This is a genomic window from Halomonas campaniensis (assembly GCF_014193375.1).
Taxonomy (GTDB): domain Bacteria; phylum Pseudomonadota; class Gammaproteobacteria; order Pseudomonadales; family Halomonadaceae; genus Halomonas; species Halomonas campaniensis.
In genome coordinates this window covers 16,890-30,295 of sequence record NZ_JACHZF010000028.1, presented here as the reverse complement: position 1 = coordinate 30,295, position 13,406 = coordinate 16,890, and the positions used below count along the sequence as shown (strand labels likewise).

At 71.8% G+C, this 13,406-nt stretch carries 15 protein-coding genes; 12 read left to right on the top strand and 3 right to left on the bottom strand.

Features of this window, described 5'->3' with window-relative positions:
* The first annotated feature begins 3 nt into the window (after window positions 1-3).
* The 5 genes from BDK63_RS15885 (at window position 4) to BDK63_RS15870 (ending at window position 1,968) form a co-directional block, all read left to right on the top strand.
* A complete protein-coding gene (locus BDK63_RS15885; RefSeq protein ID WP_183333697.1) occupies window positions 4-738 on the top strand; it encodes an EAL domain-containing protein in 735 nt (244 codons plus the stop codon).
* Window positions 729-851 carry a hypothetical protein gene (locus tag BDK63_RS18710; protein ID WP_281379312.1) on the top strand — a complete coding sequence of 41 codons (123 nt, stop codon included), beginning with the start codon at window positions 729-731 and terminating at the stop codon, window positions 849-851. Before BDK63_RS15885 ends, BDK63_RS18710 begins: the two co-directional genes overlap by 10 nt.
* A 283-nt stretch (window positions 852-1,134) precedes the next feature.
* Window positions 1,135-1,341 carry a cold-shock protein gene (locus tag BDK63_RS15880; protein ID WP_183333694.1) on the top strand — a complete coding sequence of 69 codons (207 nt, stop codon included), beginning with the start codon at window positions 1,135-1,137 and terminating at the stop codon, window positions 1,339-1,341.
* A gap of 181 nt (window positions 1,342-1,522) precedes the next feature.
* The gene (locus tag BDK63_RS15875; protein WP_183333692.1) at window positions 1,523-1,756 is read left to right on the top strand and encodes a putative quorum-sensing-regulated virulence factor; all 234 of its coding nucleotides are present in this window, start codon (window positions 1,523-1,525) and stop codon (window positions 1,754-1,756) included.
* Entirely contained in the window at window positions 1,753-1,968 is a 216-nt protein-coding gene (locus tag BDK63_RS15870) for a DUF1289 domain-containing protein (RefSeq protein WP_246386219.1), read from the top strand. The genes BDK63_RS15875 and BDK63_RS15870 overlap by 4 nt, the downstream gene beginning before the upstream one ends.
* Here BDK63_RS15870 and BDK63_RS15865 read toward each other — a convergent pair.
* A complete protein-coding gene (locus BDK63_RS15865) occupies window positions 1,965-3,284 on the bottom strand; it encodes an acyltransferase family protein (protein WP_183333690.1) in 1,320 nt (439 codons plus the stop codon). The two genes, BDK63_RS15870 and BDK63_RS15865, sit on opposite strands and share 4 nt — an antisense overlap.
* Window positions 3,285-3,481: 197 nt before the next feature.
* Here BDK63_RS15865 and BDK63_RS18430 point away from each other — a divergent pair, with 197 nt between their 5' ends.
* The 7 genes from BDK63_RS18430 to BDK63_RS15835 all read left to right on the top strand — a co-directional run bounded on the left by BDK63_RS18430 (window position 3,482) and on the right by BDK63_RS15835 (window position 10,979).
* Window positions 3,482-4,033, top strand: a complete 552-nt coding sequence (locus BDK63_RS18430) for a cobalamin-dependent protein (protein ID WP_221202658.1) — start codon at window positions 3,482-3,484, stop codon at window positions 4,031-4,033.
* The gene (locus BDK63_RS18425; protein WP_221202657.1) at window positions 4,009-4,932 is read left to right on the top strand and encodes a radical SAM protein; all 924 of its coding nucleotides are present in this window, start codon (window positions 4,009-4,011) and stop codon (window positions 4,930-4,932) included. Before BDK63_RS18430 ends, BDK63_RS18425 begins: the two co-directional genes overlap by 25 nt.
* A complete protein-coding gene (locus BDK63_RS15855) occupies window positions 4,929-6,302 on the top strand; it encodes a B12-binding domain-containing radical SAM protein (RefSeq protein ID WP_221202656.1) in 1,374 nt (457 codons plus the stop codon). The genes BDK63_RS18425 and BDK63_RS15855 overlap by 4 nt, the downstream gene beginning before the upstream one ends.
* Window positions 6,299-7,402, top strand: a complete 1,104-nt coding sequence (locus BDK63_RS15850; protein WP_183333688.1) for a hypothetical protein — start codon at window positions 6,299-6,301, stop codon at window positions 7,400-7,402. Before BDK63_RS15855 ends, BDK63_RS15850 begins: the two co-directional genes overlap by 4 nt.
* A complete protein-coding gene (locus BDK63_RS15845; protein WP_183333686.1) occupies window positions 7,399-8,139 on the top strand; it encodes a hypothetical protein in 741 nt (246 codons plus the stop codon). The genes BDK63_RS15850 and BDK63_RS15845 overlap by 4 nt, the downstream gene beginning before the upstream one ends.
* A complete protein-coding gene (locus BDK63_RS15840; protein ID WP_183333684.1) occupies window positions 8,136-9,755 on the top strand; it encodes a GH3 family acyl-acid amido synthetase in 1,620 nt (539 codons plus the stop codon). Before BDK63_RS15845 ends, BDK63_RS15840 begins: the two co-directional genes overlap by 4 nt.
* Before the next feature lie 69 nt (window positions 9,756-9,824).
* Window positions 9,825-10,979 (top strand): MFS transporter, encoded by a 1,155-nt coding sequence (locus BDK63_RS15835; RefSeq protein ID WP_183333682.1) that lies wholly within the window; start codon window positions 9,825-9,827, stop codon window positions 10,977-10,979.
* Window positions 10,980-10,982: 3 nt separating this feature from the next.
* Here the strand turns inward: BDK63_RS15835 and BDK63_RS15830 are convergent, their stop codons facing one another.
* Window positions 10,983-12,215, bottom strand: a complete 1,233-nt coding sequence (locus tag BDK63_RS15830) for a DUF3422 domain-containing protein (RefSeq protein WP_183333680.1) — start codon at window positions 12,213-12,215, stop codon at window positions 10,983-10,985.
* A 100-nt stretch (window positions 12,216-12,315) separates the two neighbouring features.
* Window positions 12,316-13,284 (bottom strand): magnesium transporter CorA family protein, encoded by a 969-nt coding sequence (locus BDK63_RS15825; protein ID WP_183333678.1) that lies wholly within the window; start codon window positions 13,282-13,284, stop codon window positions 12,316-12,318.
* Between the last annotated feature and the right edge of the window lie 122 nt (window positions 13,285-13,406).

Sequence of the window (13,406 nt, the reverse complement as noted above, 5' to 3'; positions counted from 1 at the left end):
CTCATGGCATTCCAGCCGATCGTCGACCTCGACCGCCGCGAGATCCACGCCTATGAGGCCCTGGTGCGCGGCCCCAATGGAGAGTCCGCCGGACAGGTGCTGGAGCGGGTCACCGATGACCTGCTCTACCGCTTCGACCAGGCCTGCCGGGTCAAGGCCATCGAGCAGGCCAGCCGGCTGGGCATTCAGGAGTCGCTCTCCATCAACTTCCTGCCCAACGCCGTCTATGAACCCGAGGCGTGCATCCAGGCCACCCTGGAGGCATCGCGGCGGGTGGGCTTTCCCCTGGACAGGCTGATCTTCGAGGTGGTGGAGTCGGAGCAGATCACCGACCGCGAGCACCTGCACGACATCATCACCGCCTACCGCCGCATGGGGTTTCGCGTCGCGCTGGACGACTTCGGCACCGGCTATGCCAACCTGGACCTGCTCACCGAGCTCACCCCCGACAAGCTCAAGCTGGACCGCCAGCTGATCAAGGGCTGCCACCGCGACACGCGCCGCCAGGCGCTGATCGACGCCATGGTGGTGGCCACCCGTCGTCTCGGCATCACGCTGATCGCCGAAGGCGTGGAGGAGGCCGGCGAGGCACGCTGGCTCCACCAGGCCGGGATCAGGCTGCAGCAGGGCTTCTTCTTCGCGCGGCCGGCCGTCGACGCCCTGGCTGGCGACCTCGAGCCCGCCTTCGCGGCGGTGCTCGACCCACCCCTTCGCACCGGAGTGTCCAGATGCCGCTGACAACCGCCCCGCTCGACGACAACACGGCTCGCGTGATCCAGGCCGCCCCCATCGGCACCTGTGTCACCGATGCCGATGCCGATGGCCGCAATCGGGTGGAGCAGGCGCAATAGCATCGTGGCTTCATGGCAACCGCATGAATCCATGGACTTTGGCCTTTCGGCCGATTATCGAGCACTGCCCGACGAGCGCGACGAGGGAAAAAGAATTCCCGAAAGGCTTTGACCCGACGCCGGATAGGTGACACCGTGGGTGCCAGTTGGTTAGCAAGTGGCACGGTTTCAGAAGCATTCGAATTCTTTCGACAGCCTGACATTACCCTCCTTGTTCTACCCGCTACTCCTCTGGGTAACACCAGGAAAATGGCAAGGCGCTAAGCGCGAAAGGATTATTATCATGACGACCGGCACCGTAAAGTGGTTCAACGATTCCAAGGGTTTTGGCTTCATTTCTCCTGCCGATGGCAGCGATGACGTGTTCGCCCACTTCTCCGAAATTCAGGCCGAAGGCTTCAAGTCCCTGCAGGAAGGTCAGAGCGTCTCCTTCGACGTGACCCAGGGCAAGAAGGGCCTTCAGGCGTCGAACATCAAGGCAATTGCCTGACCCTTACGGTCATGTGATTTCTCGAACCTCCCAGGTTCGACATCGGGGCCCGCTCATGCGGGCCTCGTTGCGTTTCTGGCCGGCCCGGTTCACGCCGCCCCTGGCAGTCAACGACCGCCCCCTCTACAGTAGGCGCCCGACGCCCGTGGGCGAGACCCACCACCGCATGGGAGGATGGCGAGTGAACCCCGAGGACCTGCAGACGCTGGTCACGCTGCGCATGCCCTACGGCAAGTACGCGGGCCGGCTGATCGCCGACCTGCCCGGCCCCTACCTGGCCTGGTTCGCGCGGGAGGGCTTTCCCGACGGCCAGCTCGGCCGGCTGCTGCAGCTGATGCACGAGATCGACCACAACGGCCTGAACGAGCTGCTCGACCCGCTTCGCCAGGCGCGCCGACACGGAGGAACGCGATGACAATGGACACCCGCCCACCCCGCGCCGGCGAGACCGAGGCGCGCCCCGCCTCGCCCTGCATCCGGGTCTGCCATCTGGAGGAGGATACCTGCCTGGGCTGCCGCCGCACCCTGGACGAGATCGCCCGCTGGAGCCGGATGAGCGAGGCCGAGAAGGGGCGGGTCTGGCAGAGGCTGGAGCGAGAGGGCGAGGCCGCGCCGGCTCAGGGCTAACCGGACGCGAGCCGCGGCTGCGGGTGGGCACGCAGCAGCCAGGAGGCCGCCGCCAGGCCGCCGAGGCCGATGATCGCCCCGGGCACCGCCCCCAGCGCCATGCTGACCAGGATGCCGGCGAACAGCGCGGCCCCGCCGGCGAGGATCGCCCGGGTGCCGGTGGCCGAGACCACGTCCTGCCGGCGGCGCATCTCGAAGGCCACCACCGCAGCCATCACCGGGGTGACCATCAGCGCGCAGAGCAGCAGCCACACCAGCCGTCCCCACCAGAAGCCCGCCTCGCCGGGCAGCCCCGCATCGATGGGCGCCCCCAGCTTCTCGCCCAGCCAGGCCGCCGGCAGCTCGGCGAACTTGTGCCACAGGTAGAGCGGCATGCCCAGCGCGCCGAGGATCGTCACCAGGCGGCTGACCGGGCGCCTGGCCAGCAGCCGCCGCGCCGGTGACTCGAAGGCCAGCACCGTGCCGACCTGCAGCCACATCACCCCCATCAGCGCCAGGGTCGGCGGCAGCAGGTTGCTGCGTCCACCCACCTCGCCGTCCACCATGGCCAGCGGATAGCCCGAGCTGACCGTGGCTCCCAGCCACACCAGGCCCAGCGCGATCAGCACGAGCCCGGTGCCGGTGCCGGAGAAACGCCCCTGGCGCCAGGCAATCCCCAGCTGCTGGGGGAGCAGCCAGATCACCAGCAGGTTGAGCCAGCCGAGCACGGTGGCATGATCGGTGACCAGCTCGCCGAGCCGCAGCAGGTCCGCCGGCGAGCCGGGCCGCGCCCGCAGCATATCCACCAGGGCGGCGATGGCCACCAGCGCCGCCACGGCCCCCAGCCCCCAGCGGCGGTCGGCACGCACGCTGAGCGGCAGCAGCGCCTGCACGCCCAGCAGCATCAGCAGGAACCACAGGTGGATGGTCAGCGAGTGGTTGAGCGGCTCGAGGAAGCGGCCGCCGGTCACGCGCGAGAGCAGCACCACCGCGCCCAGCACCGCCAGGTAGGTGACCGTGGGCCGCGCCAGGGCCAGCGCCCGGCTGGCCCACCAGTGCAGCTGGCGATGGCCGTCGGACAGGCGGCGGCGCACGCCGTCGGCGCTCACCGCCGCCGAGACGAACACGAACAGCGGCACCACCTGGACGACCCAGGTCAGCACCCCGGCTCCCTCCCACACCACCAGCAGGTGGTCGGTCGCCACCATCAGCCCCTCGTCGAGGCGCGGCAGGGTCGCGAGCCAGTGGCCGAACACCACCACCAGCAGCGCCATGGCGCGCAGCGCATCGGGGTAGCGATCCCGGGGCGCCGGGTGCCTGTCGTTCGCTTGCTGCATGCCTCCTCCTGCTGATTGCGCTGGTCCAGCGCCGCCGGGGCGCCTCACGGGCCACTTGCAATGCCCGACGTCTCGGCTAGGCTAGTTCAAAAACAGTGTTTCCGAACAGCGTTCTTTTTCGTGCCCAGCCAGCCTGACTATGCTGACAGGGAGCCCCGGCCCGCACCAGGCCCCATTCCCTCTCGGGAGGTAGACGGATGTCCCCTGAACGCCCCGACGTCGCCCCGCCCCGGGGCGACGTCACCGCCGAGCCGACCCGGCGACTGCGCGTCGCCCTGATCTCGCCCAAGGGGCCGCTCTACCGCCACCGCGGCGGCATCTTCGGGCAGTCGCTGCGTTACATGCCGCTGACCCTGCCGACCCTGGCCGCGCTGGTGCCCGACGAGCTCGACATCGCGCTGACCTGCCTCGACGAGGGGGTCCAGGACGTGGATACCGACATGGACGTGGACCTGGTCGGCATGACGGTGATCACCGGCACCGCGCCTCGGGCCTACGCCCTGGCGGCGGCGTTTCGCGCCCGCGGCGTGGCGGTGGTGCTGGGCGGCCCCCACGTCACCCTGGCCCCGGAGGACGCCGCGCCCCACGCCGATGCCATCGTGGTGGGCTATGCCGAGGAGAGCTGGCCCCGGCTGCTGCGCGACGTCGCGCCGGCCGACTGGCGCCGCGCTACGACCAGGCCCCGCACCTGGACCTGGCCGAGTCGCCGCTGCCGGACCGCTCGGTGCTGCCGCGCTGGCGCTACCTGACGCCCCATGTCTTCGAGGCCACCCGCGGCTGCATTCACACCTGCGACTTCTGCGTGGTGCCCAGCGCCTGGGGGCGCCGGCCGCTGCAGAAGCCGCCGAAGGTGATCGTCGAGGACCTGAAGCGCATGCGGACCCGCAAGGCGATCTTCGTCGATCTCAACCTGATCGCCGACCGCCACTACGCCCGCCGACTGTTCACGGCGCTCAAGCCGCTGGGCATCCAGTGGTACGGCCTGGCGACCACCCTGCTCGCCGACGACCTGCCGCTGCTCGACCTGGCCGCCGAGAGCGGCTGCCGCGGCCTGCTGATGGGGCTGGAGTCGATCTCGCCGGTGAGCCTCAGGGCCTCGCGCAAGGGCTTCAACCGCCCCGAGGATTACGCGACCGTAGTGGAGCGGCTGCACGAGCGGCGCATCGCCCTGCAGGGCTGCTTCGTCTTCGGCCTCGACCAGGACGAGCCGGACGTCTTCGAGAAGACCGCCCGCTTCGCCGTGGAGGCCGGCATCGACCTGCCGCGCTTCGCCATCGTCACCCCCTTCCCGGGCACCCCGCTGTTCAGGCGGCTGGCGCGAGAGGGGCGGCTGCTGCATCGGAACTGGGAGCAGTACGACGGCCAGCACGTGGTGTTCCGGCCCGCACGCATGAGCGTGGAGGAGCTCCAGCAGGGCACCGAGGCGGCCTGGAAGCAGGCCTACTCCTGGTCCGGCATCGCCCGGCGGCTTCGCCGCACCGCCGCCCCATGGCACGTGGCGGCGCTGACCAACCTCGGCTACCGGCGCTATGCCCACAACCTGCACCGCTTCTACACCTGCGACTGGCTGTTCGACGCCCCGTCGCCCTGGCGACTGCTGCATCGCGAACCGGCCGGGAACCCACCGGCCAGCGAGGAGAAGGCGTGAGCCGGCGCCCCTTCCGGCTGACCATCGTCCACCCCTGCGTGGGCCGCCGGGCGGGGATGAAGCGCTACATCCGCACCTGGCAGATGGAACCGATCCCGGCGGCCATGGTGGCCGCCCTGGCGCCCGACGACGTGGAGAAGCGCTTCTACGACGACCGCCTGGAGCCGATCCCCTTCGACGCCCCCACCGACCTGGTGGCGATCAGCGTGGAGACCTATACCGCCCGGCGCGCCTACCAGATCGCCAGCGAGTACCGCCGCCGCGGGGTGCCGGTGGTGATGGGCGGCTTCCACGCCACCCTCTGCCCCGAGGAGGTATCGCGCTACTGCGAGTCCATCGTCATCGGCGAGGCCGAGCGCACCCTGCCCGAGGTGATCGACGACTACCGCCACGGCCGGCCGCGCAGGACCTATCGCGCCGAGGGGCGCCCGGCCCTGACGGTGACCCCGGACCGCTCGATCTTCGCCGGCAAGCGCTACCTGGGCATCCGCCTGGTGGAGTTCGCCCGGGGCTGCCGCTTCAAGTGCGACTTCTGCGCCATCACCGCCTTCTTCGGCGCCTCCCAGTCGCACCGTCCCATCGACCGGGTGCTGGAGGAACTCGCCCGGGTGCGCCGCCGCGGCCAGATGGTGTTCTTCATCGACGACAACCTGGTCTCCAACCTGCCGGCCGCCAAGGAACTGATGCGCGCGCTGATCCCGCTGAAGCTGCGCTGGGTGAGCCAGGCCAGCATCAACGTGGCCTTCGACGAGGAGGCACTTGAGCTGATGCGACGCAGCGGCTGCCAGGGCGTGCTGGTGGGCTTCGAGTCGCTGAACCCGGCGGGGCTCGCCGAGATGAACAAGCGCTTCAACCTGATGCACGGCGGCCCGGTGCAGGCGCTGGCCAACTTCCGCCGCCACGGCATCCGCATCTACGGCACCTTCATCTTCGGCTACGACGCCGACACGGCCCAGACCATCGACACCACCATCCGCTTCGCCCAGGAGGAGGGGCTCTACATCGCCGCCTTCAACCACATCACCCCCTTCCCCGGCACGCCCCTGGAACAGCGCCTGCGCGAGGCCGGGCGGCTGCGCTTCGACACCTGGTGGCTGGACGCGGGCTACCGCTACAACATGGTGCCCTTCCACCCGGCGAGCATGAGCGCCGAGGCGCTCGAGGCCCACTGCGTGCGGGCGCGGCGGCGCTTCTACGGCTGGCCCAGCATCCTGCGCCGGGCCACCCACCGGGTGAACCGCGCCACGCCCTACATGCTGGCCAACTTCATGGCCATCAACGCCATGCACCAGTGGGACATCGAGGGGCGCAACGGCCTGCCGCTGGGCGACGAGGGCTTCCGGGGCGAGCTGCTGGAGGCGGCGTCATGAGGCCCGGGGAGACCACGCTGCGGGTGCGCCCGGCACGGCCCGACGACGACGCGGCCATCCGCCGCCTGCTGCGCGAGCGGGCGCTGGACGGCGCGATCCGCCTGAGCCTCACCCGGGAGCCCTCCTTCTTCGCCTCCCTGGACCGGGAGAGCCTGCGCCATGACACCCTGCTGGTGGAGGAGGCCGACACGGGCGCACTGGTCGGCATGGGCACCCGCCAGGTCCAGCCGGCACGCCTCGAGGGTGCGGCGGTCCGGCTGGGCTACCTCAGCCAGGTCCGCCTGGCGCCCGGACGCCGCCTGCCACGCCGGGCCATGGTCGAGGCGTGGCGGCTATTCGCCGAGTCCCGCCAGGCCCGCGAGGCGCCCTTCGACCTCACCAGCATCACCCGCGACAACCTGGCCGCCCGGCGGCTGCTGGAGCGGGGGCTGCCCGGCCAGCCGCCCTACCGCCCGCTGGCCGACTACACGGTGCGCACCCTGCCGACCAGCCGCCGCCCGCCCTCCAGCACCGGCATCGAGATCCGGGAGGCCAGCGAGGCGCAGTGGGCGGAGCTCCAGGGCCTGCGTCGCCGGCGCCTGGACGCTGCCGCCCTGGCCCTGCCCGGCCCCACGGCGCCGCTGGCGCTGCGCCTGGTGGCCCTGCGCCGAGGCCGGCTGCTGGCCGGGCTCGGCCTGCTGGATGCCTCGCCCTGGCGCCAGTTCGTGGTCCAGGGCTATCGTGGGCCGCTGCGCTGGAGTCGGCCGCTGGCCAACCTCGCCGCCCCCTGGATCGGCACGCCACGCCTGCCCCGGGCCGGCCAGGCCCTGACCAGCGCCAGCGTGGTGTCGCTCGCCCACCAGCCCGACGAGGAGCCGGCCGCGGTGGCCCTGCTGCGCCATGCGGCCTTCCACGCGGCCCGCCTGGGGCTCGACCTGCTGCTGGTGGGCGGCCTGGCCCGGGACGGCCTGGCCCCCTGGCTCGACCGGGCCCTGCCGGCGCGACGCTACCGTACCCGCCTCTATGTGGTGGCCTGGACCCCGGCGGCCGACGCCTGGGCCGAGGCGCTGCGCGAGGCGGCCCGGCACGACGGCCTCCAGGTGGAGCTGAGCGCCCTATGAGCCCACCCCGCAGCGGGCCGCTGATCGCCCGCGAGGCCCTCACCGCGGCGCAGCGGCAGGCCATGCTGGCCCTGATGGACCGCCATTTCACCAACGTCTCGCCGTCGCAGTTCGACGCCGACCTCGCCGAGAAGCAGTGGGTGATCCTGCTCCACGACGCCGCCGGCGAGCTGACCGGCTTCACCAGCCTGCGCCTGGAGACCCTCGAGGGCCCGGGCGGTCCCTGCCACCTGCTCTCCAGCGGCGACACCATCATCGACCCGCGGGCCTGGGGCAGCACGGCGCTGATGCGCGCCTGGCTCGAAGGGGTGCTGGCCCTGCGCGAGCGGGCCGGCCGCGACCGCCCCCTCTACTGGCTGCTGCTGGTCTCGGGCTATCGCACCTACCGCTTCCTGCCGCTGTTCTGGCGCGACTTCCACCCGCGCCACGACGCCGAGGCCCCGCCGGCGGCGCGACGGCGCCTGGCCGCCCTGGCCCGGCACCGCTACGGCGCGGCCTTCGACCCCGCCACAGGCATCGTGCGCTTCGCCCGCCCCCAGCGGCTGCGCGACCACCTGGCGGGGATTCCCGCCGCCCGCCTGGCGGACCCCCACGTGGCCTTCTTCGCCCGGTGCAACCCCGGCCACGCCGAGGGCGACGAGCTGGCCTGCCTGACCGAGCTCGACGAGCACAACCTCACCCGTGCCGGCCGGCGCATCCTGCGGGCGCTGTCGTCCCGGCCGGGAGCCGCGCCGTGAACCGCTGCCGGCTGGCCCACGGGCTCTGGCAGCTCGCCAACCGCGGCCATGGCCGGCGCTTCGCCCGGGCCCTGGCCCGGCCGGAGCAGACCCAGCAGGCGCTGCTGCAGACACTGCTGCTGCGCAACGCCGAGACGCGCTTCGGCATCGCCCACGGCTTCGCCGGCATCCGCAGCGTTCGGGAGTTCCAGGCGCGGGTGCCGATCCAGCCCCCCGAGGCCCTCGCCCCCTGGGTCGAGGCGATACGCGCCGGCGAAACGGCCGTGCTGACCCGGGAGCCGGTGCGGCGGCTGGTCCCCACCAGCGGCTCCACCGGCCCGGCCCGGCTAATCCCCTGGACGAGCCGCCTGCAGCGGGAGTTCGGCCGGGCGGTCGGCGCCTGGACCCACGACCTCTTCGCCCGCGACCCGGCGCTGATGGCGGGGCCCGCCTACTGGTCGATCTCGCCGGCGGGACCGGTGCCCGAAGAGGCCGGCGGCGCCGTGCCCATCGGCCTGGCGGCGGACAGCGCCTATCTGGGGCGCTGGCTGGCGCCGCTGGTGGACGCCACCCTGGCGGTGCCGGGTGCGGTCCGCGACCTCCAGGAGATCGAGGCGTTCCGCTACGTCACCCTGCTCTGCCTGCTGCGCACCCCCGCGCTGCGCCTGATCTCGGTCTGGCATCCCTCCTTCCTGACCCTGCTGCTCGATGCCCTGCCCCGCCACCGCGAACGCCTGCTCGCCGACATCGCGCGGGGCGGCCTGACGCTGCCGGAGGAAGAGGTGCCGTCGGCGCGGATCGCGGCCCTGGGTCGCCGGCTCGCCCCGCTGCCGGCCCGGGCCCGGGCGCTGGCGAGTGCCGACTTCACGGCCCCGACCTCGCTGTGGACGGGGCTGCGCCTGGTCAGCGCCTGGGCCGACGCCCGCGCCGCCGAGCCCGCCGCCGAGCTGGCCGAGCGCCTGCCGGGCGTGGCGTTCCAGGCCAAGGGGCTGCTGGCCACCGAGGCGGTGATCAGCCTGCCCTTCGCCGGCCGGCACCCGCTGGCGGTGACCTCCCACTTCGTCGAGTTCCTCGACGACACCGGCCGGGCCCGCCAGGCCCACGAGGTCACCCCCGGGGAGCGCTACCGGCCGCTGGTGACCACCGGCGGCGGGCTCTACCGCTTCGACCTGGGGGACCTCATCGAGGTGACCGGGCGGCTGGGCGCGACGCCCACCCTGCGCTTCCTGGGACGGGATGACCGGGCCTCGGACCTGTGCGGCGAGAAGCTCAGCGACGCCTTCGTGCAGGGCGTGCTGGACCGCCTGCTGGCCACGGCCCGCGGGGTACGCTTCGCCATGCTGGCGCCCGACCCGCGGCCCGACGGCCGGCCCGGCTACACGCTGTTCCTGGAGGCCGAGACGCCGCCGACGGACGGGGCGGCCCGGCTGGAGCTGGGGCTCGCCGACAACCCCCACTATGCCCACGCCCGCTGGCTCGGCCAGCTGGCCCCCGCCGCCCTCCAGCCCGTCCGGGGCGCCCAGCGGGCCTACCTGCAAGCCCCGCAGCATCGTGGCCGGCTGGGCGAGATCAAGCCGGCGGCGCTGGATGCCCGCCCGGGATGGCGCGCGGTGCTGACCGTGGTGGGGGAGGCGTAGGCGGGGAGGAGTCGCCGGGCGAGCAAAGATGGCACAATCGCGCCCTCTGCTGCCTGCCAAGGAGAGGACATGCCGGCCACGACGCCCCACGCCCACCGGGTCACCCATCGCTACTTCCTGGTCATGCTGGCCGTGGGCATGAGCGGTGGCCTGCTGGGGCCGGCGCTGCCCCACCTGGCGGCGATGACCGGCTCGACCATGGGCCAGATCTCGGTGCTGTTCACCGCTCGGGCGCTGGGCAACATGCTCGGCTCGCTGCTCTCGGGACGGCTGGTGGATCGCTTCCCGGGCCACCGGGTGCTGGCGGCGATGCTGGTGCTGATGGCGGCGGGGCTGGCGGCGATGCCGTTCAGCCAGGGGCTTGCGGTGCTGACGGCGGTGGTCTTCCTGCTGGGCCTGGCCGAGGTCTCGGCCAATGCCGGTGCCAACACCCTGCTGCTGTGGGCCCATGGCAGGCAGGCGCCACCCTGGATTAGCGCCCTGCACTTCTGCTTCGGGCTGGGCAACACCCTGGTGCCGCTGGTGCTGGTGGCGGTGCTGGCGCTGACCGGCCACTTCGCCTGGGCCTTCTGGGCGGTGGCGCTCTACGCGCTGCTGCTGCTCTGGCCCCTGGCCGGCCTGGCGAGCCCGACGGCCCCGGCGGCCCGGGAGGAGGAGGCGCCCATGCCGCCCGCCGACGGCTGGCGGCTGGCGCTGTTCCTGTTCATGTTCGGCCTCTACGTGGGCATGGAGATCACCTTCGCCGGCTGGGTCACCGCCTACGCCACCCTGGCGGGCATGCCCAGCGAGGAGGCGGCCCTGCTGGCCACCCTGTTCTGGCTGGCGCTCTCGGCGGGGCGGCTGCTGGCGATCCCGCTGCTGCGCCGCTTCTCGCCCTGGTGGGTGCTGCGTGGCTGCCTGGCCCTGGGGCTGGCCAGCGGCCTGGCGCTGCAGCTGGGGTGGCTGCCGCTGGCCGTGGTCTCGCTGCTCTTCGGGCTGGCCGCCTCGGCGATCTTCCCCACCCTGTTCGGCCTCAGCAACCAGCTGATGACCGTGAACGGGCGCACCACCGGCCGGATCTTCCTGGCCGCCGGCGTCGGGGCCATGGCGGTGCCCTCGCTGGCCGGCCCGCTGCTGGAGCGGGCCGGTACCGGTGCCTTCCCGCTGCTGCTGATGGCGCTGCTGGGCCTGCTGGCCGTGGCGCTGTTCGCCCTGCGGGCCAGGGTGAGGCGCACCGAGGCCTGAGGGTCAGTGCTGCTTGACCCGCCAGATCCGCCAGGCCAGCACGCCGAGGATGCCCAGGCCCAGGGGCGCCAGCACCGCGGCGGCCACGGCGGGCACGATCGGCATCCCCAGGGCATCGAGGCTCTGCAGGCCCAGCTTGAACAGGCTGAAGAGGTAGTAGCTGATCACGATGATCGACAGCCCCTCCACCGCCTTCTGGATCTTCAGCTGGCTGCTGGTGCGCTCGTTGAGGCTCTGCAGGATCTCGGAGTTCTGCTCCTCGATCTCCACCTGGGCCCGGGTGCGCAGCAGGTCGTTGAGCCGCGCCACGCTCTCGGCCAGGCTCTGCTGTCGCTGGTGGATCGCCGCGCAGAAGTGCACCGTGGGGCGGAAGCGACGCAGGATGAAGGTGCCCAGCCGGGGGCTGTCGCCGACCCGGGTCTCGCGCAGCTCGTCGATGCGGGTGTAGACGATGCGCGCATAGGCCTCGGTGGCGCTGAAGCGCTGCCGGGAGCGGGCGCCGGAGCGCTCGAGCCGCGCGGAGAGCGCGGAGATCGAGGCCAGCAGCGGGCGCGAACTCTCCTGCTGCTGCTCGGCATTGCGGTCAGACAGCTCGCCGAGCTCGCGCTCATGCTCGTGCAGCTCGCCGCCCAGCTCCTTGGCCAGCGGCAGCGCCAGCGAGGCCATCATGCGGTAGGTCTCGATCTCCAGCAGCCGCCGGGTCATGCGCCCCAGGCGGTAGTCGTCGAGCCCCTGGTTGACCAGCAGCAGCCGGTTGACCCCCTCCGGTGTGAGGCGGAAGTCGCCCCAGACGGTGGCGTCACCGTCGCCGACCCGGGAGCCGGCGGGGTCACGAAAACCGTAGTGCTCGGCGTCGCCGGCCCAGCGATGGGCCGACTCCACCAGCAGCAGGGTGGCACTGATCAGCGCCGCCCGGTGGGGCTCGATCAGCGAGGCCAGCGGCTCGGGCGGCGCCGGCCAGAGCTCCCCCTCGCCCCGGCGCGGCACCATCAGGGTGAGGGTGAGGAACTCGGTGTGGCGTTCCCACTTGAGGATGAGGCCGTCCAGCTCGAGGATCTCCTGCACCGCCTCGGGGTCGGGCGGCCGGCCGGTCAGCTCGCCCAGCCGGGCCAGGATGGCCTCGCAGGCCCCGTCGCCGTCGAGGAAGGCGTAGTGGTGGAGGTGGGCCGGCTCGGAGAAGTGGATCGAGGGCCGGGCGTGGAGTTCGTTGTGCAGTCGCTCGCGCAGTGGGTGCATGGTCAGGGCTCGAAAGGGGGGAACCCTCGAGACTAGGGGCTCGCGGCCCCGGCGCCAAGCGCCTGCGGCAAGCTGACTCGGCCAGGCTGGCGGCTGACGCCTAGAACCACCCCTTGCGCCGGAACAGCCACACCAGCCCCACGCCGATGCTCATCATCAGGGCCAGCACGATGAAATAGCCATAGGGGTGCTCGAGCTCGGGCATATGCACGAAGTTCATTCCATAGACCCCGGCGATGAAGGTCAAGGGCACGAAGATGGCGGTGATCACCGTGAGAATGCGCATGGTGATGTTGAGCTGGTGGGAGGAGAGCGAGATATGGCCGTCGATCAGGTCGCCGCAGATGTCGTAGTACATCTGGGTCAGGGTCAGCAGCCGGTCGAAGCGCTCGTGGACGTCGTTGATGGCGTGCAGGGTGTCCTCGTTATCCCGCGGCAGGTGGGCGTAGTCGTAGGCGGTGAGCTCCTGGGTGATACCCACATGATAGTTGAACAGCCGGCGCATCTTGACCAGCCGCGAGCGGTAGCCGATGACCTGGCGCATCAGGAGATCGCTGCCGTTCTGCATCAGCGCGTCCTCCAGGTCGCTCAGGGCATTCTCGAACTCCAGCAGGCTGTCCAGGTAGTAGCCGGCGGAGAGGTACATGATCTTCAGGGCCACGTGCTCCGGCGATAGCCGCAGCAGGTCGCTGCCTTCGTTGGCCAGCAGGCGGTCGATGCTCTGCGCCTGGCCCGGGTGCAGGGTGATCAGGAAGCGCTCGCCGAGGAACTGCGCCACCTGCTGGGGCTCGTAGTTGAGCTCGGCGTCGAAGGAGGCGATGCCGCGGTAGAGGATCAGGGTGTGACCCTCGAACTCCTCGATCTTGGGCGGGTGGCGCTCGCGGTGGGCATCATCGATGGCCATGGGGTGGCAGTCGAAGGCTTCAAGCAACTCCCTCTCCCGGGCCATGGGCTCGCCCTGCAGGTCGATCCACAGGCGGCCGTCCGTGGTCTCGCGCCAGCGGGCAATCAGCTCCTCGCCCCCGACCGTGACCCGGCCCTCGGCGTCCACCATCAGCGTGCGTATCATGGTCCCGTCATCCTTGCGTGTCAGGCTTGCGGCGTTCGCGCCTCCTGACAGGCACTCTACGGCATGCCGGCCGGGGCTGCCCACCGCCCCGCCGCCGGCGCCATCGTTTCCGACCCCTGGAG